This is a genomic window from Corynebacterium sp. NPDC104732 (assembly GCF_055583565.1).
In genome coordinates this window covers 131,731-151,701 of record NZ_JBVJNS010000005.1, presented here as the reverse complement: position 1 = coordinate 151,701, position 19,971 = coordinate 131,731, and the positions used below count along the sequence as shown (strand labels likewise).

Here is a 19,971-nt window from a genome sequence, read left to right as displayed (position 1 = left end):
CGACTGCAGTTGGTGTTAGCCCCCGGTCGTGATGGGGAGGACCCCACTAATCCCGACACTGTGCAGGCCATGCCGATTGTGCTGAATATTCCGAAAAGCAACCGGCCGTCGCGCACGGAGCTGCTTGAGGCAGCAGCGCGGGCGGTGGTTGCTGTCTGTCTGGATCCGCGGGCTGGGGAAGACTCTGCCTTCGCGGACGTACTGCAGCGGTGGTATGGGGCACGGATCCGTAAAATCGCTCGTCGGGCGCGCAATACCCAATGGGAGCGAGTGCAAGGTCTGCCTGGAGTCACTGCTGAGCAGGGTGGTGCGCAGGCGCGCGCATTTGTACCGAGCGTAGTCCATGCTACTGAGCCCCTGATCGCAAAGCTGCAGATCGAAGGCACAGATCTTCCTGTAGAGTCACCGGGTCCCGTAGCTCCAGGTATTCCGCTGCTGGTGGTGGACGCGTCGTTGGGGATGAGCGTCGGTAAGGCGGCTGCGCAGGTCGGGCACGCGGCTATGTTGTTGGCGGCGCATGTGCCGGCCGATGCGGCGTGGCGCTGGGCCCAGCAAGGGTTCCCGCTACAAGTCAGGGAGGTTCCCCGCGCGCAGTTTGCCTCGCTGGCTGGCAGGGCGGACGCAGTTGCCGTGCGCGACGCCGGTTACACGGAAGTGACGCCAGGTTCGGTGACCGTGGTGGCCCTACCTAACGAGTTTTAGGGGGCAGCTGCTGGGTCGTGTGCAACGCTTGTCGACGACCGTTGTTGTTGTGACAGCTGCGCCATGAGTGATTGGTAGTTAGTATGAAACCGATACGGTTTTCATTTTTTACTTAGAGGATGGATGACATGACGAATCCTTTTGATGGATCTCCAGAGCCCCAGGGTTACGGCTATCAGCAGCCCGAGTACGCACCACAACCGGGTGCCCAGAAAGTTATCCCACCTGGATCCTTCGACGCAATGGATTCCCTCATTCAAGCGTGGCGGATAATCACGGAAAAGCCCTTGGGGTGGCTGCTGTCCTCGGTCGTCTATTTCGCTATTTTTGGCGTGATTGCATTCTTTGGCTACATTATTTTCCTGGTCAATGTGGCCCTGATCCCCGAGGGATCTGACGAATTCCCGGTCATGCCATTCGTGACGTTCTGCGTGTTGCTTTTGGTGGGAGCAATTTCACTTGTGCTGTGGGAGCTAGTACTGACCCGTGAAGCGGTTTATGCTGCTGGTGGAAAACGTCCAGAATTTAAAGACTTTTTCACTTTCCAGCGGTGCGGAATTTTGTTTGTGGGTTCTATCCTGATTGCTTTGGCTTCGCTGTTAGGCTTTCTGGTGTTCATCATTGGCTCGTTCGTGGTTTCGATCGCGTTGATGTTTGTCATGCCAGCTCTTGTGTTCGATGACATGTCTATTGGCGCGGCGTTCAAATCATCATTTGAAGTGGTGAAGGCCAACTTGGGGCAAACCCTATTGCTGTTCGTCCTGATTGCGATCCTCAACGGCATCGGCGGATCACTTGGCGCCGCTACTATAGTCACTGTCCCATTCGGAGTGATTGCGACGGCGCACGCTTACATGAAGGCGGCAGGGCGCCCACTGCAACATCGCAACCCCACCGCCTAACTACCGGCCCGTTTTCCCTCTTCCAGTTTCGCAGACCACGACTTTCGTTTAGTCTTGTTTAGTCAGTGAAAAGTTAACTGCATGAAAATGAAGAGGATCGAAAGGTCGTAGCACCGTGACTAATCCCTTTGACAATTCGGGAGAGAACTCATCTGCCTCCCCGTTTAACGCACCACACCCGGGGCAACCTGCCGGAAACCCAGGCGCGCAGTACGGGGGCTACCAGGACACGAACGGTGGATACGCCGGATACCAGGGTTACGGCGGCTACCATAACGATCCATCCCAAACGGCGAAGGCCGGGAGATTTGAAGCGGTTGAGTCGCTTGGCCAAGCATGGAAAATCTTCATGGAAAATCCCGTTCCTTGGATCGTGGGAACGCTCGTCTATGGTTGCCTCGCCGCCATACCGATGTTGATTGGCATGTTTTCCATGATCGTGGCAGCGATTAACGCAGACTCGGACCCGGATTCTGTACCAGCTTTCCCAATGGGAGGCTTTTTCGTCGGAATCGTGATCCTGGTCATCGCTATCTCCTTCTTGCAGCTGCTCATCTTCCGTAATGCGCGGCAGGTGATTTGGGGACAGCCGGTCACAGTAGCGGACTTTTTCGCTTTCCATGGCATCGGAAAGATGTTTGTTGTGGCCCTGCTATTGGGCATCGCGGTCCAAATCGGTGGCACCGTTGTGATCGGTAGCCTCATTGTGTCCTTCTTCGGAATGTTCGCAGTCGCGGCGTCCGCAGATCCTCACACTTCAATTATTAGTAGCTTCCAAAAGTCCTTCGACATTATTCTTGCGAACTTCGCGCAGGCTATCCTCCTGTTCATCATTTCCAGCCTGGTTGCTATGGTGGGATTCCTTATTCTCGGTGTCGGGGCTTTGGTCACTGTTCCGGTGTCCTACATCGCCATCGCTCACGCTTTCGCCCGTGCTACGAACGCTCCAGTAATGCAGCGTGCTTAGCCTGCGGCGAGATGACGCCGCAGGATTTTTCCCGCAGCCGAGCGCGGGATGTGCGACACAAAGTGCACCTTGCGTAGCTGTTCGTGCCGGGCTACCTGGGAGGCCACCGCTGCCATGATGGCGTCCTGGTCGGCCTCACTGCCGCAGTGCAGCACCACGTAGGCCTCGGGTTGTTCCTCACCATCCGGCCCGTAGCCCCGGGTCACCGCAGCGTCCGCAACTTCGGGGTGCGTCATCACGATGCGTTCCAGTTTCACGGGGGATACCTGGAACCCGTGGTATTTGATGAGGTCTTTGAGCCGGTCGATAACGGTGTGGGAGCCGTCTGGATTTTCCCGAACGAGGTCTCCGGTGCGCAACCAGCCGTCGATAAGCGTGCGGCTGCTCACGTCGGGGTCGCCGAGGTAGCCTGCCATGACCTGCGGGCCGCGCACCCACATTTCGCCCTCAGTGGCCTCGGCGAGGGTGTGGGGATCGCGGATGCTGATTTCCGTATCAGGCAGGGGGTGCCCGATCGCCTCCAAGGGGGTGCCGGGGCGCCATGCCAAGTGTGTTACCGGGGAGGACTCGGTGAGCCCAAAGCCCTGTATCACTCGCGCACCGGTGCGCTCTGCTGCGCGACGCGCCAACGCAGGATCAAGTGGCGCTGCTCCAGAGACGATCGTGGCGAGAGAGGAAAACTTATGCTCAGCCGGTGCCGATGCCAGCACAGCGGCCAGTGGCGGTGCAATGAAAGTAAGAGCAACATCGTGGCGATCATGGGCGGCGAGGAAAGAATCCTTAGCAAAATTTTGCGCTACCACCCGGGCGCGCATCGCTAGGGGAACATTCAGCAGCGCGGTTAGCCCGTAAATGTGGCTAAACGGCAGTACCGAAAGACACGTTTCCTCCGCCTGCAGAGGAAGCACCTGGGAAAATTGCTGAACATTGGCTGCGAGTGCGCGGTGAGGCAGCATCACTGCCTTCGGGGTGCCAGTGGTTCCAGAAGAAAACGGCAGGCAGGCAAGTTGCTCAGGAGAGATCTGCGGGGCCGGGCTCGGCAACGAACCACGCGGACGTACCACCTCCCGCACGTTCGTTTCATCCACCAGTAGCGACGCGGCGACGCTGCGGAGCATGGCGTCACGCTCGTCCGAACGAAGATGGAGGGGGAGAGGCGCGACGATTGCGCCAAGCTTCACGACGCCGTGGAACACCGTTGCAAAGTCCGCACCGTTTCCTAGTTGGACACCCACGACGTCATGCTGGCCGATACCTCGGGCGGCGAGCTGCGCCGCGCAGTCATCGACACGCTCCGCTAGCTGCGGGTACGTGAGCGTGAGATCTCCGGAGATCATCGCAGTGGTTTCGGGGAGCTCCCCACCGAACACAGCTTCATATAGGGACATCAGCTGGCCACCAACCTTTTCAATGCAGCTTTAGCGGTATCGGAACTTGTGGTCTCCCAGAAGGCAGGCATGGATCTGCGCAGGAAAGAACCATAACGTTTCGTCACCAACCGGTTATCCAACACGGCAACCACACCCCGATCAGTGACGTGGCGGAGCAACCGGCCCGCGCCCTGCGCCATCAGCAAAGCAGCATGAGTCGCGGCGACCTCCATGAACCCATTACGGCCTTCAGCATCGGCTGCTTCCTTTCGTGCCTGCAACAGCGGATCATCGGGGCGCGGGAACGGAATCCTATCAATGAGCACCAGTGAGCAGGCGCTGCCTGGAACATCCACGCCCTGCCACAGTGTTAAGGTGCCGAACAAGCACGAATTCTCATCGGCAGCAAACTTCGCCACCAGCGCACCCGTGGAATCATCACCTTGGCAGTAGACATCAAAAGGCAGGCGCAGCCGCATCGCTTCCGTCACCTGCTCCGCCGCGCGTCGCGAAGAAAACAAACCCAGTGTTCGGCCACCGGCAGCCATGATCAGTTCGTAGATCTCATCCAGGGTTTCTTGTGGCACGCCATCGCGACCCGGATCCGGAAGATGACGAGCAACGTACAAAATCCCCGATTTTGCCGGATCAAACGGAGTTCCCGCATCGAGGCTGTCCCATGATCCCTTGGGGAGCCCCCAGCTGGCTGCCATAGCATCAAAATTCCCGCCGATCGTCAGCGTCGCACTGGCCAAGATCACGGTCTGCTGCTCAAATAGCCGATTATGCAGCAGGCCAGCAACCGAAAGCGGTGCCACTCGCAGCACACTGCCGCGACGCTCATCGCGGCTCAGCCACACCACGTCAGAGTGCTGAGATGGGTCTGACTGGGCAAACACCTCCAGGGTGCGCACGATGGCGTCATGAAGATCCAACAAGTGGTTGCTGAGGGATTGTCGTTCGGCAAACCGCTCCGGCTGGTTCGCCGACTCACCGTCCGGGGCGCGTTGGATCGTGTCCCGCAGTGACCACAGCGCATCCTTAAGCGCAATCAAACTATGTTGGGCGGACTCTGGCATCTGCTTCCACCGTCCTTCTGGGGCGGTGAGGAAGGCGTCGTCAAGCTCTTTTGCTAGCTCCGACACCTTCTCTTCGCGCCCCTCTGCGCCCAACTTCCCAGCGCGCTTGGCCGTGAGATTCAGGGAGGTCACAGAAATTTCGTTGGTGGCAACCGCAGTGATACGGCCGTCGAGCTCGTGTGCCTCATCAATGACGACGACCTCGTGTTCCGGCAGGATATTGATGTCGGCGAGAGCATCGATTGCCAAAAGGGCGTGGTTGGTGACGATAATGTCCACGTCCTTCGTGGCGCGCCGGGCCTTCTCCGCGAAGCAATCCTCACCATGGGGGCAGCGACTCGCCCCGAGGCACTCGCGGGACGACACACTCAGCTGCCGCCAGGCCAGGTCCGGGACGCCGGGTTCCAAATGATCCCGATCGCCGGTCTCGGTTTCGGATGCCCACTCATGCAGGCGAGCCACATGTTTACCCAGCCAGGACAGCTCCTCCTCGTCGATCAAGGCGTCGGGGTCGTCTAGCTGGGACTGCGCGACCTTGTTCTGACACAGGTAGTTCTGCCGCCCCTTCATGATGGCAAACGTTGGCTTCTTCGGCAGCAGTGGCTCCAGCGCTTCTGCCAGTCGCGGTAGGTCTCGTTCCACGAGCTGGCGCTGCAGGGCGATGGTCGCGGTGGACACGATCACGGTAGTCCCCGTCTCCTGCGCGTGGCGGATCGCCGGCACAAGATACGCCAACGATTTGCCCGTGCCCGTACCAGCTTGGACAGCCAAGTGCCGTTCGTTTTCCATCGCCCGAGTCACCGCGTCAGCCATGCGGGCCTGGCCTTCACGACGCGTTCCCCCAAGCGCAGCCACAGCGGCGTTGAGCAGTTCACTGGTATCAGGGGCGGAAGTGGCAGACATGGCAACTTTCTTCAGAACAGGGATCCCATGGAAATACAGCTAGTGTAGCGTGCTTCGTTCACCGCTAACGGGCAACGACAAAACCGGCCATCCATGTCGGAGATGAGCTCCTTTGATACTCACCTAATCGGCATCTGGTGTCCTCAACCTCGACACCTGTGCCCAGGACACACAACTTGAATAACAAGGCCTGGGGTGGCTTGTTACCAAGGGGGATCTGTCTTATGAGTTAAGCCAAAGGTCGCAGTGTTCTGGGGCTTATGAAGCCAGCTGTTGGATTCTGCGTTCCTAGCTCGCTAAAACCCGGGAAGCGTTTCCCGGGTCTCGGCGCGTTTCCCGGCTGCACTTGTGATATTCGGGTGGCTTTTCTCCGAAACCCGGGAAATGCTTCCCGGGTTTTACGACGGAAGGGCAAGCCCCGGAGAGCTATGGATGCTCAATCCGGGGTTTGCGGGGTTGGCGGGGCGGCAGGGGAGATGATGCGGTGGTGAGCGCGAGGGCGATCATGGGGGACACCTTTACCTCGAGGTGACCGGATTGGGTACCAGTACTTTTCTGGCGCTTGTTACAAGTTCCCCACACAGTAGGGTCAAAATCCTACGAAACGGGTGTTGAGTGCAGGCTCGTCGCGTGAGAGCGCTAGGCCTTCCCATGGCAATGACACTAGTTGAGCGGCGAGATAATCGCGGGACTCGGTGAGCGTCGGTAGGCCTGCTACGACATGTCCGTCACGCATCAGCGGTACGGTCAGGTCGCGGACGTTGAGAGCTCCGATGGTGGGGGCGTCGGCGTCGAAGGGGGTGACGATCTCCTCGACGGCGGTGCCGGAGTTACGGGCGGCGCGGAAACCGCGTTTCGCCCCGCCGACAGATTTCTTGGAGCTGGAGCGTTTTGCTACCGGATGCCCGTCAACTTCTACCACTTTGTACACCATGGAAGCAGTCGGAGCCCCGGAGCCGGTGACCACGGAGGTGCCGACTCCGTAGATGTCGACTGGCTCGCCCCTCAGACCGGCAATGGCGAATTCGTCGAGGTCGGAGGAGACGACAATCTTGGTGTTGTGCGCACCTAGGTTATCGAGTTGCTGCCGGACGCGACGAGTGAGAATACCGAGGTCGCCGGAGTCGATGCGGACGCCGCCGAGCTCAGGGCCGGCGACCTTGATCGCGGTCTCTACACCTTTTTCAATGTCGAAGGTGTCAACCAGCAACGTAGTGTCCACGCCCTGGGATGCGATCTGGGAGCGGAACGCGGCCTCTTCGTTCGGGGTGCCGTCGTCGTTGACGTGGACAAGCGTCCAGGAGTGTGCGGCGGTGCCGGAAACAGGGATGCCGTAGCGGTGTCCGGCTTCGAGGTTGGAGGTGGCTTGAAAACCTGCGAGGTACGCGGCACGAGAGGCCGTGACCGCGGCGTACTCATGGGTACGGCGCGATCCCATCTCAATGATGGGGCGGCCACCGGCAGCAGTCACCATGCGGGCGGCGGCGGACGCGATAGCGGAGTCTGCGTTCATAATGGACAGGATGACGGTTTCGAGGATGACGCATTCGGCGAAGGTGCCCCGAACGGTGAGAATGGGGGAGTTAGGGAAGTAGAGTTCGCCCTCACGGTAGCCGTCAATGTGCCCACGGAACTTGAAATCCCTGAGGTAGGAGATGGTTTCTTCGTTGAGGAAGTCCAGTCCGTCCAGTTGTTCTTCGGTGAAGACATAATCTTCCACTGCGCTCAGGACCCGGGCGGTACCGGCGACCACACCGTAGCGGCGTTCGTTGGGCAGTCGCCGAGAGAATACTTCGAATGCGCATTGGCGGTGCGCGGTGCCGTCGGCAAGCGCGGCCTGCAACATGGTGAGTTCATACTTGTCTGTCAGCAGCGACGTGGAGCGCGCTGGTGGTAAGGACGAGGCGACGCCTGGGGCATGGGAGCTTGGTGTTGAAGAGGTCACAGAGGTTAGTGTAGACCACGCGGGGCTATTTCAGCAGGAAGTTTTCCGGCTTGTGAAGTGCCGGAGTCTAGGTGTGACAGCTAAGCTGGGGAACCATGAGTAATTGGTCACCGCATATGAGCACACCGTCGGCGCCGATGGCTTCGCCTGATCTTGAGGAAGTCATCGATGTTGACGTGATGACCAGCGAAAACCTGCCGTGGATGTGCATCGTCTGGGATGACCCGGTCAACCTGATGAGCTATGTCACCTATGTTTTTCAGACGGTGCTCGGCATGAGTCGCAAGCGCGCGACGGAACTGATGATGCAGGTCCACACGGAAGGGAAAGCGGTGGTCAGTACCGGCGAGCGCGACAAAGTGGAAGGCGACGTGAAGAAGCTGCATAAGGCTGGCTTGTGGGCGACGATGCAGCAGGCGGGATAAACATGGAAGCGTGGAAAAAGAAGAAATCCCTGCTTAAAGGGGCAAAGTACTCCGTGATTTTCGAGCCGATGGAACGGGAAGTGTTGGGGGACATGGCCGCTGCGGTAGCCGAGGCGCTGATTCAGCGGGCGCAGTCCGCCCCGAAGGATGAGCTCGCCGAACTCACTGGCATGACGTCTGGGCACAAGGAAGCCCCGTCAGATCCTGCGCTTGCCCGTCTGCTCCCCGATTTTGAGATGCAGGGGGATGAGGAATTCGAGGGCGATAACGCGTTGCTGCGGTCGTTGCACGAAAACGACATCTGCCGCGCAAAGCTAGAAAACCTCCAGGTCATTACGAGCGCGCTCGGCCCCGATGGCAGCGTCGCCGTGGTGGCGACAGAGGAGGAGGCTCACGCCTGGGTCGCTGGACTCAACGACATTCGCCTCTACGTTGCTTCTGGGGAAATCCGAGGCGGGGAGGCTGAGGAACAAGACCGCGACATGTTGGTGCAGTGGCTGGCGTACGCGCAAGAGTCGCTGCTCGACGTGATGATGGGGTAATGCAATGCTTACCGACGTCCAGGGCGTGCTGCTGGGGCACCGTAGCTTGGGGGATACCGGTGTGAGCGTAGTGGTAGTGCCGGACGGTGCCGTCGCTGCTGTTGATGTTCGTGGTGGCGGGCCGGGTACCCGGGAAACCGACCTGCTGGAGCCCCACAACACAGTGCAGCAGGTGCACGCCGTGTGTCTCTCCGGCGGATCGGCTTTTGGACTCGCCACCGCAGATGGTGTCATGAAAGCCCTGGAAGAACGGGGTATTGGGTTCCCCGTCATCCGGGATATTCGCGTTCCCATCGTGCCGGCCGCAGTGATCTTTGATCTCCTGGTTGGCGACGCTACCCACCGGCCCACCGCCGAGGACGGTTACGCTGCCGTCCAGGACGCCTTTGCCGGGCCGTCCACCTCCTCGGGTTCCGTCGGCGCCGGATGCGGTGCCACCGCTGGAGTGCTGCGCGGTGGCTTCGGCCAAGCCTCGCTCAAAGTCGGCGAGTACACCATCGCAGCAGGGGTGGTAGCTAACCCCGTTGGGGCAGTGGTGGACAAGGACACCGGTAGGTTCTGGGGAGCGCCGGAATTAGCCGTCGATAAGGCGCGCTTTGCTGCCTTGAAGGGGTTGGAAACCAAGCTCAACACGACGATCGGTGTGATCGTGACTGATGCGCCGGCGACCAAAGCGCAGGCTAAGCGCCTCGCAATGGCCGGACACGACGGCCTCGCCCGCGCGGTCCGCCCTGCGCACTCGCCCCTTGACGGCGATACCCTGTTCACCCTCTCCACCGGCTCCGGCGAGGGCGTGTCGCTGGAAGACATGATCGCCCTGTCCACAGCGTCGGCTGATGTCGTGTGTGCAGCGATTATCGACGCTGTAGTTCATGCCACGAGTGGGTATGGACTGGAGTGTTATCAGGGGCTCAGAGGAGATCAATAACATGTACCAGTACAACACGGCCAAAAGAGATACCGGCTTTCGCCGTGCAGTGAGCTGGGTAATGGCTTATCTGCTGGTGATATGGGTTGTCCATATTTTCAGCGTGATTACCGGTGGTTGGATTAGCGGATTCGGTATTCACCCGAGGGATATAAGTTCCTTACCATATATTTTCACCGCACCATTTCTGCACGTATCGTTTTCCCACCTTATTTCCAATAGCGTGCCTGGGGCTATTTTTATCTTCTTGATTGCGCTTTCTGGCAATCGCGTCGTGGTGGAAGTGTCACTGATCGCCATGGTCATTGGCGGTTTCGGAACATGGGTCTTTGGTGGTTGGGGAACTAACCATATTGGCGCGTCGGGGCTTATCTACGGCTGGTTGTCCTATCTAATTATCCGTGGCCTCTTCAACCGACATTTCGGCCAAGTTGCGCTGGGAATCGTGCTGGCATTTTTCTACGCGGGCTACATTTGGGGCGTATTTCCCAACGAACCTGGGATCAGCTGGCAAGCTCATCTCTTTGGGGCCATTGGTGGTGTTATAGCCGGAGCGACGATCACGTCTGACGATCCGATAGCTCTGATACAAAAACGGCAACAAAAGCGTTTGGAGCGCCGAGGCAGGTAGCATAACAACGATATGACTAGTACTCCGAGCCCAGGCGCCCCCATCGGCATTTTCGATTCCGGAGTTGGTGGCCTCACCGTTGCGCGTTCCATCATGGATCAGCTGCCACACGAATCGATCATCTACATCGGCGACACCGCAAACGGCCCCTACGGTCCGCAGCCGATCCAAAAGGTGCGCGAACACGCCACCCGCATCGCAGACGAGCTGGTGGAACGTGGCTGCAAAATGATCGTTATCGCCTGCAACACGGCGACAGCGGCGTTCCTCAGGGATGCCCGCGAGCGTTACGACGTCCCCGTGGTCCAAGTGATCCTGCCCGCGGTACGACGCGCAGTTGCCACCACGCGCAACGGCAAAGTTGGCGTCATCGGCACGCTCGGAACGATCAACTCGGGCGTGTACCAGGACATGTTTGAGGCTGCCCCGAATATCGAATGCGTGGCGGCACCGTGCCCACGCTTTGTCGACTTCGTGGAACGTGGCATCACCTCCGGGCGTCAAATCTTAGGTGTCGCGGAAGCGTACTTGGAGCCATTGCAAGCAGCGGGCGTCGATACGCTTGTGCTTGGTTGCACACACTATCCGCTGCTCTCCGGCGTCATCCAACTGGCGATGGGGGACAACGTCACCCTCGTATCCAGTGCGGAGGAAACCTCCAAAGACGTGCTGAAGGTCCTGAGCCAAACAGACATGCTCGCAGACCCAGAAATCCACGGACCGCCCACCCGCAGCTTCGAATCGACCGGTGACCCGGACAAGTTCGCGCTGCTCTCCGAGCGTTTTCTTGGTCCCGGCATCACTGAAGTATCGTCACATACTAAGGTTTAAAGGTGAAGGAATGCTTCACAAAACCAATCGAGACATGAGAAAGTTACAGTATGAAGCTGACCATACTTGGCTGTAGTGGAAGCACCGGCGCCCCAGACAACCCCGCGTCGGGATACCTGGTTCAGGTTGATAACGCCCCTGGTGTGATGCTCGATTGTGGCCCAGGCGTGCTTGCCAAAGTGCAAGAGTTCGCCAATCCAGCAGAACTGCATGTGGCACTCAGCCATCTTCACGCCGACCACTGCCTGGACATACCCTCGCTGATGGTGTGGCGTCGCTACCACCCCGTCGCGCCGTCAGCCGGAAGGAACCAGCTAGTGGGGCCCGCGGACACCGTGAACCACCTCGGGCCACTCAGCCTCGAAGGCGAGGATGACTACTCAGACTCCTTCGCCTTCACCCCATGGACTGCCCGAGTCCCACACATCGTCGACCGCGTCCAAATCACCCCTTACCCAGTGATCCACCCCGTGGAAACCTACGGCCTGCGCGTCACGGAAGCAACCACCGGAAAGACCATCGCCTACTCCGGCGACAGTGCCTACACCGACTCCCTCATCGAATGCGCACGCGACGCCGACCTCTTCCTATGCGAAGCCACCTGGGGAGACAGCTCCCTCGGCAAACCCGCGGACATGCACATGAGTGGCGCCGAAGCCGGGCTCATCGCCTCCCGTGCAGGGGCGAAAAAACTCGTCCTCATCCACATCCCACCATGGGCCGACCCAGAAGCAGCGCTGCGCAGTGCCCAAGAAAACTTCGACGGTGAAGTCATCGTCGGGGAGTCTGGAATGGAGTTTCAGTTGTAGCACCCCGGAATTTAGCGTACGGATGGGATGAAAATTGGCTTGAACGTCCGTTTCGTACGCTAAATTTGGCGGGTAGTGTCTATGACATGACTTCCTTTACTCGCGCTGATGGTCGCGCGCTCGATGAAATGCGTCCTGTCAAGATCACTCGTGGTTTTACCACCAACCCGGCGGGCTCGGTGCTCGTTGAGTTCGGCAACACCCGCGTCATGTGTACTGCCTCTGTTGAGGAAGGCGTGCCACGCTTTAAGAAGGATTCCGGCGAAGGCTGGCTGACCGCGGAGTATGCCATGCTCCCTGCCGCTACCCACGATCGTATGCCGCGCGAATCGATGAAGGGCAAGGTCAAGGGCCGTACCCACGAGATTTCTCGCCTCATCGGTCGCTCCTTGCGCGCTGCGATTGATCTGAAAGAGCTGGGCGAGAACACCATCAACATCGACTGCGACGTGCTCCAAGCCGACGGCGGCACTCGCACGGCCTCCATCACCGGCGCATATGTGGCACTTGCCGACGCCATCGCCGTCCTCAAAACCCGTGGCGTGGTCCCCGGAAACCCACTCTTGCCTCCCGTGGCCGCCGTATCCGTGGGCCTTATCGACGGCAATGTCTGTCTCGACCTGCCGTACGAGGAAGATTCCCGTGCAGAGGTGGACATGAACGTGGTCATGACTGAATCCGGCCAGTTCGTGGAAATCCAGGGCACCGCCGAGCACGGCACCTTTACCCGCGAGCAGATGAATGCATTCCTGGACACGGCTGAGAAGGGCCTACATTCCCTGATCGCCGCCCAGAAGGCCGCTCTGGAGTTGTCACTGTAATGCGTCTCTACCTGGCATCGAACAACAAAAAGAAGGCCGGCGAGCTGGCACGCGTCCTGGAAGCCGCAGGAATAGCTGGAGTAGAGATCCTGCTGACCAGCGACGTTCCCTCCTATGAGGAACCGGTAGAAGACGGCCGCACTTTCGAGGATAACGCGCTGATCAAGGCGCGCGCCGGGATGAAGGCGACCGGGCTGCCGACGCTTGCCGACGACTCTGGCCTAGCCGTGGATGAACTCAACGGAATGCCAGGTGTGCTCTCCGCACGTTGGTCCGGTGGACATGGGGATGACGAAGCCAACAATGACCTGCTCTTCGGTCAGATGGCGCACGTCCCCGACGAGCGACGTGGCTGTGGCTTCGTGTCCGTCTGTGCCCTCGTGCTGCCATCGGGTGAAGAACATGTGGCGCGCGGTGAATGGCGTGGCATGCTGCTCCGAGAGCGACGGGGCGAAGGCGGCTTCGGATACGATCCGCTGTTCTTGCCTGACGACGCCGACGGTCGCGCTTCCGCCGAGTTAACCGCCGAGGAAAAGGACGCCCGCTCTCATCGCGGAAAGGCACTAGCTGAGCTAGTGCCTGTGATCCGTTCGCTGCAGTAGTTAGTTCAGTAGCCCTGCTTCCCGCACGATCTTTTCGATCGCGTTGCGGGAAGCATCGTCGGCAATAGGGGCCAGTGGCGCGCTCATGATGTTGGTCTTGATCACGCCCATGAGCTCAAGGGCCGTCTTGAATGAGCCGACACCGGCAGCCGGGCCAACCTTGCCGATCGGGGTGAAGACGATCTCGAACAGCTCGGCTAGCCGATCCTGTTCCACCTTCATCCGATCCCAATCGCCTGCCTGGAAGGCTTTCCACATCCGGACGTAGCCGGACGGGTCCACGTTGCCGAGGCCGGGGACGCAGCCGTCGGCTCCCGCGAGGTAAGCCCCGTCGACCACAACCTCATGGCCGGTGAGCACCGTCAGTGGGGATCCTGCCTTCTTGTTGAGCATGCACAAGCGGCGGAAGGAGACATCGTCACCGGAGGAGTCCTTTACTCCCTGGAGGACCCCTTCGGTGGCGAGTCGTACCAGCAGTTCCGGGGCAAGTTTGCTGTGGACACACACTGGGATGTCGTAGGCGATGATCGGCAACGTGGTAGCGGCGCGCAGCGCCCGGAAGTGAGCCTCGATTTCTGCTGGTCCAGTGATGGCATAGAACGGGGCAGTAGCAACGACTGCCTGCACGCCGAGGGCTTCGGCCCGGCGGATGTGTTCGATGACGCGGTTGGTCTGGGTATCGATGACGCCAGCGTAAACAGGGCAGCGGCCGTCGACAAGTGCGACTACCTTCTCAATGACCTGGTCGCGGACGGTGTCGTTGAGGAACGCGACCTCGCCAGACGAACCCAGCACGAAGATGCCATCGACACCTGCGCCGACGAGCCGTTCGACAAGATTGCCGAAGGACTCGTAATCAACGTCACCGTTTTCATGCAGTGGGGTGAGCAGTGGGGGAATGATTCCGGAAACAATTCCGTTCATGATGATCGATACTTCCTTAGAGCAAAGATGGGGTGGCCGCGAGCAACGTGCGGGTGTATTCCTGCTGCGGCGTCGCGAAAAGGGCTTCTGTGGGCTGCTGTTCAATGATTTCGCCCTTGAGCATCACGCACATGCGGTCCGCGATGTAGCGCACTGTGTTGATGTCATGGGAGATGAACACCAGGCCGAGACCAAGTTCGGAACGAAGATCAGTCAACAGGTTGAGCACCTGAGCTCGAACCGAGACGTCCAGAGCAGAGGTAGGCTCGTCAGCAATAATCAGGTCAGGCTCCAATGCGAGAGCACGGGCGATAGCCACGCGCTGGCGCTGGCCACCAGAGATCTGGCGGGGCAGCACATCAAGCGCCGACTGGGGCAGACCAACCAGGTCCAGCAGAACTTGCACTCGCTTCAACCGAGTGGACTCGTTGCCAATGTGGTGGACGCGCAGTGGGTCGAGCAGCTGTTCCTTAACAGTCATGCGCGGATTGAGCGCCGTAGCTGGATCCTGGAACACCATGGAAATGGACCGCCCCAGTTCCTTACGCATCCGGCTTGAGTGCTTCAATGGCTTGTCGTGGAAGAACACCTGGCCACTGGTAGGCTTTTGCAACCCAACCATCACACGGGCCAGCGTCGACTTGCCACAGCCGGATTCGCCGACGATTCCGACAACCTCTTTTCGATCCACCCAGAAATTCACGTCCTTGTTGGCATGAACCGTATCTGGCCGGAACAGCTTGCCGGTGCGCGTCTTGTGGATGACATTGACATCCTTGAGTTCAATAATTCGTTGTGACTTCTGCGTAGGCATGATCACTTCTCCTTCGTGGAGCGTGCCGCGTAGGCATCGTCAGTTGCGGCGAAGAAATGTGTGGTGGAACCAGCAACAGCTCGCGGTAGCGGGCGCTGCCCAATACCAAGCTCTGGGTGGCTGGAACGAGGCGCAAACCGGTCGCCGTCGACAAAGTCGCGTGGGCTTGGCACGGTGCCAGGCACCTGGTACAGGCGGTCCGCACCAGCTTCGATGGACAACACGGCGCCGAGCAGACCACGGGTGTACTCGTGGTGTGGGTCCGCAAGCAGCTCACGGGTATTGCCCCGCTCAACCACCTGACCGGCGTACATAACCGTGACCTTGTGCGCGAGCTTCGCGACCAAAGCCAGGTCATGGCTGACAAAGATCATGGAGAACCCGAGCTTCTCCCGCAGTTCATTGAGCAGATCGACCACCTGGTGCTGGACCGTCACGTCAAGCGCTGTGGTGGGCTCATCAGCGATCAGCAGGCGGGGATTACGGGTCAGCGCCATGGCAATGAGGACGCGCTGCCGCTGACCACCGGACAGCTCATGCGGGTAGGACTTCAGCGTACGGACCGGATCCAAGCCGACCAGCTCCATCAGCTCCTCGGCGGTACGCTTACCGCCACGACGGATCAGCTGCTGCATCTGGGTACGAATCAGCATGGACGGGTTCAAAGAACTGAGCGCATCCTGGTAGATCATTGCCATGTCATGGCCACGCAACGCATTACGCTGCTCCGGGGTCATATCCAGCAGGTTCTTGCCTGCGTACAGGATCTCACCAGTGATACGAGCCGTTGGTGGGAGCAGACCCATGATGCACATGGCGATCAACGACTTGCCACAGCCCGACTCGCCCACCAAACCCATGGTCTCTCCGGGAGAGACTTCAAAGCTGACGTGGTCGACAATATTGACATCGCCGTGTGCCTCCGGGAATGCGATGCACAGGTCCTTCACCTGGATCAGTGGTTCTTCGCCACGGGTGTAGACCAGGCGTCGGTTCTCTGCCGTTTCGGCATCATGCAGTTTGGCAAGGGAAACGTCCAGGGCTTCGCGGGCTTCAGCGTCGGAAAGCGAGCCCAGCGACTTGGCGGTGTTGATGCTTGGGTCGTCATCGTGAACTCGTACGGTTCGCTTAATGCGTGGCGACGCCATGGCATCAGTGAGGCCTTCGGAGAGAATATTTAGCGCGAGCACAGTGATCAGAATCATCAGGCCGGGGAAGAACGTAGGCCACCATGCACCAGTAAGTAGCAATTGCTTGCCGTCGGAAAGGATGTTGCCCCAGGAAGGCAGTGGTGGCTTCACACCAGCGTTAATGAAGGACAGCGATGCCTCAAACACGATTGCGTCTGCCACCAGCACCGTAGCGAACACTGCAATCGGAGCAATAGTGTTGCGAGCAACGTGCTTCAACAAGATGTGGGGAATGCTGGCGCCCATCACCTTCGTTGCAGAAACGTAGTCCTCGCCGAACTCCGACAAGACGTTAGCGCGCACCACACGGGACAGCTGCGGCACGTACAGGAAGCCGATAGCAAAGACCAGCACCGGGAGGGAGTTGCCGAACACGGCCACGAACACGGCGGCCAGTGCGATGCCAGGGAAGGACATGATGATGTCCAAAATACGCATCAGGATCTCAGACACGACCTTGCCAGCAGTAGCCGCGATGGAACCGAGAACAGCAGCGATAGCGAGCGCCGACAGCGTAGCGCACAGGCCAATGATCAGGGACGAACGGGAACCGTAGACGACACGGGAGAAAATATCACGTCCAATAGCATCAGTGCCGAACCAGTGTTGCGCACTCGGCGGCTGCACCGGTATATCCGATTCGAGCGGGCTGTAACCGGCGATGAGCGGGGCGAAAAGCGCCATCAATGCGACCAAAGTCAGGAACCCGAGGGCAATCTTGGACGCGATAGGCAGCGCAGCAATGCCCTGGAACCGCTGCCCGGCGCGGGACTCTAATTGGTGGGTAAGTTTTCTACGCATTAGATGCTCCTGATGCGTGGGTTAACGAGGACATAGAGCATGTCAACGATGATGTTGATGATGATGAAGGCAATGGCCACGGTGAGAGTGACACCCTGCACGAGGTAAACGTCATTGCGGGTAACACCATCAAGAATGAGCTGGCCCATAGCCTGGATGTTAAAGATGATTTCGATAATGACTGCGCCACCCATGAGGTAGCCTACGCGCAGGCCGAGGACAGTAATCGGGGTAATGAGTGCGTTGCGCAAGACGTTGCGGGAGATGACCTCTGCCTTAGGGATACCCGAACCGATGGCGGTGCGAACATAGTCCTTATCAAGCTCCTCTACCATGGCGGTGCGAACCACGCGGGTGAGGGAACCGGCCACCGGGACCGCGAGTGCGAATGCCGGCAAGAACATGTTGTTGAGGTAGACCGCGGGGTTTTCAGCGAATGGGACCCAGGCCGTGATGAGGGCAGGGAAGAATCCCAGACCGCCGGGGATGGTGCCGAGCCATTGGATGAGCAAGATAGCAAGCCAGAACGATGGGGTTGCTAGCGAAGCAATAGAGATGACGCGGATGATCTGGTCAGGCCATTTGTCGCGGTAAAGAGCGGCAATAACACCAAAGGTGAGGGAGAGTACCGCGGCGATAATGAGACCCAGGAACGTGAGTTGCAGCGTGATGGGGAAGGCCTTAGCCACAACTTCGGTGACTGATGCGTTGCCGGTGGTGGTGCCAAGATCACCGTGCAGCATACCGGTGAGGAAGTTCCAGTAGCGTACCAGTAGTGGGTCATTAAGTCCGTGGGTTTCGCGGTATTGTTCGAGGGCTTCCAGCGAAGCTGATTCACCGAGAGCAAGACGGGCAGGATCCGCAGGGCTAAAGGACATAATAAAGAAGACCAGGAAAGTCACGCCCAGAACCATGATTGGGAGCGCCACCAGCCTTCTTCCGATAAGGCGGATGAGGTTTGACATGTGCTGTCCTTAAGATCTGGTTGAGTTCTCGCCCAGTTTCTTGTTGTAGGGCAGCCCTCAACATCAAAGTAAGAGTTCCGGATTCCGGCCGGGAATCATCCCGCTGACATTGCGCGGGCCGTACCCGGCCGGAATGCGAATGCTGGATTCAAAAAGCTACTTTGTGGTAGCTACATCCAGGAAGGAAAGTCCAGTGAGAGAAATCGGCTTGAAATCAATCAGAGTGGACTTGTCCCATGCAGTGGTGCTCTTGCGGTGGAACAGTGGGTACAACGGGATGTATTCCGAAAGCTTGTCAAAGAGCTCGGCCCACTTTTGCTCTTGGACTGAGGAATCCAGGGCTTTAAGGCCCTCATCCAGCAGCTTCTGGACTTCGTCGTAGCTTTCGCTGCCCTTCCAGTGCATGCGGCTGTCGGTCCAGGTGTCACCGGCGTACCACCAGCGCATCAGCAGGTCCGGGTCGGAACCGAAGACGGATGGATCACCAGGGGCGATGACGACATCGTAGGCTTCTGGTTTGCCGTCGATGGTGTTATATACATCGGAGGACTTCTTTTCGGTGAATTCCACCTTCAGGCCGACGCCAGTTAGGGACTGCTCGATGAGCGGGGTGCACTTCTTTACCCAGTCGTGGTCAGTGCACAGCAGGCGCATCTCCTTCAGGCCAGTTTCGGCGAAGAGCTCACGGGCCTTTTCTGGCTTGTAGGTGTAGACGGTCTTGGCTTGCTTGTAGCTTGGGTGCTCCTTGTGGAGGAAGCTGGTAGCTGCAGTAGCTTGGCCGAGCATGCCGGTTTCAATGATCTTGTCCATGTCGAGGGCGTACATGAACGCCTGGCGGTTCTTGAGGTCATTGAACTTGCTGCCTGGGTCGCAGTTGAACATGGCAAACAGCAGTCCGAAGCCTTGGACAGATTCCACGGTGGATACTGCCTTGAGTTGCTCGACGGAAAGGTATGGCACCGAGTCGATAGCCTGAACAGTCTTGGACTGGATGGCGTTGGTGCGGGTGGAGGCATCAGGGATGATCTGCCACGTCATCTTCTTGGCCAATGCTGGGCGTGGGCCGTTGTAGGCTTCGAAGCGTTCGAACTGGATGGTCTTAGAAGTGCCGCCGTTGTCGGTCATCTTGTATGGGCCCGAACCAACTGGGTTGGCTGCGAAAGCGTCGGCATCTGCTTCGACGGCCTTCTTTGGCACGATCTTGACTACTGCCAGGCGGTCAGCGAAGACGCCGGTTTCGTGGGAGAGGGTGAATTCGACGGTCTTGTCGTCCTTAGCAGTGACCTTCTCAATGAACGGGATGAAGGAAGCGTAGAGGGACTTGTTTGCTTTGTCGAGGACTCGTTCGAAGGAGAACACCACGTCGTCCGCGGTGACGGGGCTGCCGTCGTGGAACTGTGCACCATCGCGGAGGGCGACTTCGGCTGTGGTTCCGGTGGCTTTAGGCATTTCCTTTGCCAGTGCGGTGGTGACCTTGCCGGTGGCAGGGTCCATTTCCGTGAGGCCTTCAAGGGTGTGCCAGTTTGCTGCAACTGTGAGGGCTGCGGTGGTGTTCATTGGGTCGTAGCCGTTGGTTCCCAATTCGTAGGAGATGGCTGCGGTGAGGGTGCCATCTGGGTTCTTGGAATTAGGATCCGCTGCTGGAGCATCGCTGCCACCGTTTTGAGCTGGGGTGGCACAGGCGGCCAGGGTTGCGGAGAAGCCGGCGGCTGCGCCGATCACTCCGGAGATTTTCATGAAGTCGCGGCGGGAGTATGCGCGGGTCATGGTTCTTCCTTTCGGGGTTGTCCCGTATTGGGTGAGAAGGGAGATATCTGAAT

19 protein-coding genes are annotated in these 19,971 nt (G+C 58.9%); 11 read left to right on the top strand and 8 right to left on the bottom strand.

Annotated features, from left to right (window positions below; translation table 11 throughout):
* The first annotated feature begins 69 nt into the window (after positions 1-69).
* From ACZ6ZO_RS05660 to ACZ6ZO_RS05650, 3 genes are all read left to right on the top strand, one after another.
* On the top strand, positions 70-702 hold the full coding sequence (locus tag ACZ6ZO_RS05660) for an aminoacyl-tRNA hydrolase (protein WP_465291187.1): 633 nt from the start codon (positions 70-72) through the stop codon (positions 700-702).
* A 128-nt stretch (positions 703-830) separates the two neighbouring features.
* A complete protein-coding gene (locus tag ACZ6ZO_RS05655; RefSeq protein ID WP_465291185.1) occupies positions 831-1,604 on the top strand; it encodes a hypothetical protein in 774 nt (257 codons plus the stop codon).
* A 115-nt stretch (positions 1,605-1,719) separates the two neighbouring features.
* Positions 1,720-2,571: a hypothetical protein gene (locus ACZ6ZO_RS05650; RefSeq protein WP_465291183.1), complete on the top strand. Its 852-nt coding sequence runs from the start codon at positions 1,720-1,722 to the stop codon at positions 2,569-2,571.
* Here ACZ6ZO_RS05650 and ACZ6ZO_RS05645 read toward each other — a convergent pair.
* The 3 genes from ACZ6ZO_RS05645 to ACZ6ZO_RS05635 form a co-directional block, all read right to left on the bottom strand.
* Positions 2,568-3,959: a class I adenylate-forming enzyme family protein gene (locus ACZ6ZO_RS05645; RefSeq protein WP_465291181.1), complete on the bottom strand. Its 1,392-nt coding sequence runs from the start codon at positions 3,957-3,959 to the stop codon at positions 2,568-2,570. The genes ACZ6ZO_RS05650 and ACZ6ZO_RS05645 overlap by 4 nt on opposite strands.
* A complete protein-coding gene (locus tag ACZ6ZO_RS05640; RefSeq protein ID WP_465291179.1) occupies positions 3,959-5,923 on the bottom strand; it encodes an ATP-dependent DNA helicase in 1,965 nt (654 codons plus the stop codon). Before ACZ6ZO_RS05640 ends, ACZ6ZO_RS05645 begins: the two co-directional genes overlap by 1 nt.
* Positions 5,924-6,512: 589 nt before the next feature.
* Positions 6,513-7,868, bottom strand: a complete 1,356-nt coding sequence (locus tag ACZ6ZO_RS05635; RefSeq protein ID WP_465291177.1) for a nicotinate phosphoribosyltransferase — start codon at positions 7,866-7,868, stop codon at positions 6,513-6,515.
* 116 nt (positions 7,869-7,984) lie between these two features.
* Between ACZ6ZO_RS05635 and clpS the strand changes: the two genes are divergently transcribed.
* The 8 genes from clpS (at position 7,985) to rdgB (ending at position 13,457) form a co-directional block, all read left to right on the top strand.
* Positions 7,985-8,293: an ATP-dependent Clp protease adapter ClpS gene (clpS, locus tag ACZ6ZO_RS05630; protein WP_182387502.1), complete on the top strand. Its 309-nt coding sequence runs from the start codon at positions 7,985-7,987 to the stop codon at positions 8,291-8,293.
* A gap of 2 nt (positions 8,294-8,295) precedes the next feature.
* Positions 8,296-8,835 (top strand): DUF2017 domain-containing protein, encoded by a 540-nt coding sequence (locus ACZ6ZO_RS05625; protein ID WP_465291175.1) that lies wholly within the window; start codon positions 8,296-8,298, stop codon positions 8,833-8,835.
* 4 nt (positions 8,836-8,839) lie between these two features.
* Positions 8,840-9,763, top strand: a complete 924-nt coding sequence (locus ACZ6ZO_RS05620) for a P1 family peptidase (RefSeq protein WP_465291173.1) — start codon at positions 8,840-8,842, stop codon at positions 9,761-9,763.
* A gap of 1 nt (position 9,764) precedes the next feature.
* Positions 9,765-10,394 (top strand): rhomboid family intramembrane serine protease, encoded by a 630-nt coding sequence (locus ACZ6ZO_RS05615; protein WP_417925039.1) that lies wholly within the window; start codon positions 9,765-9,767, stop codon positions 10,392-10,394.
* Positions 10,395-10,406: 12 nt separating this feature from the next.
* Positions 10,407-11,225, top strand: a complete 819-nt coding sequence (gene murI, locus ACZ6ZO_RS05610; RefSeq protein ID WP_465291170.1) for a glutamate racemase — start codon at positions 10,407-10,409, stop codon at positions 11,223-11,225.
* 50 nt (positions 11,226-11,275) lie between these two features.
* Positions 11,276-12,034: an MBL fold metallo-hydrolase gene (locus ACZ6ZO_RS05605; protein ID WP_465291168.1), complete on the top strand. Its 759-nt coding sequence runs from the start codon at positions 11,276-11,278 to the stop codon at positions 12,032-12,034.
* Positions 12,035-12,120: 86 nt separating this feature from the next.
* Positions 12,121-12,855: a ribonuclease PH gene (gene rph / locus ACZ6ZO_RS05600; RefSeq protein WP_465291166.1), complete on the top strand. Its 735-nt coding sequence runs from the start codon at positions 12,121-12,123 to the stop codon at positions 12,853-12,855.
* Complete coding sequence (rdgB, locus tag ACZ6ZO_RS05595; RefSeq protein ID WP_465291164.1) at positions 12,855-13,457, top strand: RdgB/HAM1 family non-canonical purine NTP pyrophosphatase; 603 nt, start codon at positions 12,855-12,857, stop codon at positions 13,455-13,457. The genes rph and rdgB overlap by 1 nt, the downstream gene beginning before the upstream one ends.
* Here rdgB and ACZ6ZO_RS05590 read toward each other — a convergent pair whose 3' ends face one another.
* From ACZ6ZO_RS05590 to ACZ6ZO_RS05570, 5 genes are all read right to left on the bottom strand, one after another.
* Entirely contained in the window at positions 13,458-14,381 is a 924-nt protein-coding gene (locus ACZ6ZO_RS05590) for a dihydrodipicolinate synthase family protein (protein WP_465291162.1), read from the bottom strand. It abuts the gene before it with no gap.
* A gap of 16 nt (positions 14,382-14,397) precedes the next feature.
* Entirely contained in the window at positions 14,398-15,195 is a 798-nt protein-coding gene (locus tag ACZ6ZO_RS05585; RefSeq protein ID WP_182385512.1) for an ABC transporter ATP-binding protein, read from the bottom strand.
* Positions 15,196-15,197: 2 nt separating this feature from the next.
* Positions 15,198-17,186 (bottom strand): dipeptide/oligopeptide/nickel ABC transporter permease/ATP-binding protein, encoded by a 1,989-nt coding sequence (locus tag ACZ6ZO_RS05580; RefSeq protein ID WP_208767985.1) that lies wholly within the window; start codon positions 17,184-17,186, stop codon positions 15,198-15,200.
* The gene (locus ACZ6ZO_RS05575; RefSeq protein WP_182385514.1) at positions 17,186-18,151 is read right to left on the bottom strand and encodes an ABC transporter permease; all 966 of its coding nucleotides are present in this window, start codon (positions 18,149-18,151) and stop codon (positions 17,186-17,188) included. The genes ACZ6ZO_RS05580 and ACZ6ZO_RS05575 overlap by 1 nt, the downstream gene beginning before the upstream one ends.
* Positions 18,152-18,307: 156 nt before the next feature.
* Entirely contained in the window at positions 18,308-19,918 is a 1,611-nt protein-coding gene (locus ACZ6ZO_RS05570) for an ABC transporter substrate-binding protein (RefSeq protein WP_208767984.1), read from the bottom strand.
* Between the last annotated feature and the right edge of the window lie 53 nt (positions 19,919-19,971).

Excerpts from the sequence above, each read along its gene's own strand:
- ACZ6ZO_RS05605 (WP_465291168.1), top strand. The coding sequence starts at position 11,276 with ATGAAGCTGACCATACTTGGCTGTAGTGGAAGCACCGGCGCCCCAGAC.
- murI (WP_465291170.1), top strand. The coding sequence starts at position 10,407 with ATGACTAGTACTCCGAGCCCAGGCGCCCCCATCGGCATTTTCGATTCC.
- ACZ6ZO_RS05620 (WP_465291173.1), top strand. The coding sequence starts at position 8,840 with ATGCTTACCGACGTCCAGGGCGTGCTGCTGGGGCACCGTAGCTTGGGG.
- ACZ6ZO_RS05640 (WP_465291179.1), bottom strand. The coding sequence starts at position 5,923 with ATGTCTGCCACTTCCGCCCCTGATACCAGTGAACTGCTCAACGCCGCT.
- rdgB (WP_465291164.1), top strand. The coding sequence starts at position 12,855 with ATGCGTCTCTACCTGGCATCGAACAACAAAAAGAAGGCCGGCGAGCTG.
- clpS (WP_182387502.1), top strand. The coding sequence starts at position 7,985 with ATGAGCACACCGTCGGCGCCGATGGCTTCGCCTGATCTTGAGGAAGTC.
- ACZ6ZO_RS05660 (WP_465291187.1), top strand. The coding sequence starts at position 70 with ATGCCGATTGTGCTGAATATTCCGAAAAGCAACCGGCCGTCGCGCACG.
- ACZ6ZO_RS05615 (WP_417925039.1), top strand. The coding sequence starts at position 9,765 with ATGTACCAGTACAACACGGCCAAAAGAGATACCGGCTTTCGCCGTGCA.
- ACZ6ZO_RS05580 (WP_208767985.1), bottom strand. The coding sequence starts at position 17,186 with ATGCGTAGAAAACTTACCCACCAATTAGAGTCCCGCGCCGGGCAGCGG.
- ACZ6ZO_RS05575 (WP_182385514.1), bottom strand. The coding sequence starts at position 18,151 with ATGTCAAACCTCATCCGCCTTATCGGAAGAAGGCTGGTGGCGCTCCCA.
- ACZ6ZO_RS05585 (WP_182385512.1), bottom strand. The coding sequence starts at position 15,195 with ATGCCTACGCAGAAGTCACAACGAATTATTGAACTCAAGGATGTCAAT.
- ACZ6ZO_RS05590 (WP_465291162.1), bottom strand. The coding sequence starts at position 14,381 with ATGAACGGAATTGTTTCCGGAATCATTCCCCCACTGCTCACCCCACTG.
- ACZ6ZO_RS05570 (WP_208767984.1), bottom strand. The coding sequence starts at position 19,918 with ATGACCCGCGCATACTCCCGCCGCGACTTCATGAAAATCTCCGGAGTG.
- rph (WP_465291166.1), top strand. The coding sequence starts at position 12,121 with ATGACTTCCTTTACTCGCGCTGATGGTCGCGCGCTCGATGAAATGCGT.
- ACZ6ZO_RS05655 (WP_465291185.1), top strand. The coding sequence starts at position 831 with ATGACGAATCCTTTTGATGGATCTCCAGAGCCCCAGGGTTACGGCTAT.
- ACZ6ZO_RS05645 (WP_465291181.1), bottom strand. The coding sequence starts at position 3,959 with ATGTCCCTATATGAAGCTGTGTTCGGTGGGGAGCTCCCCGAAACCACT.
- ACZ6ZO_RS05625 (WP_465291175.1), top strand. The coding sequence starts at position 8,296 with ATGGAAGCGTGGAAAAAGAAGAAATCCCTGCTTAAAGGGGCAAAGTAC.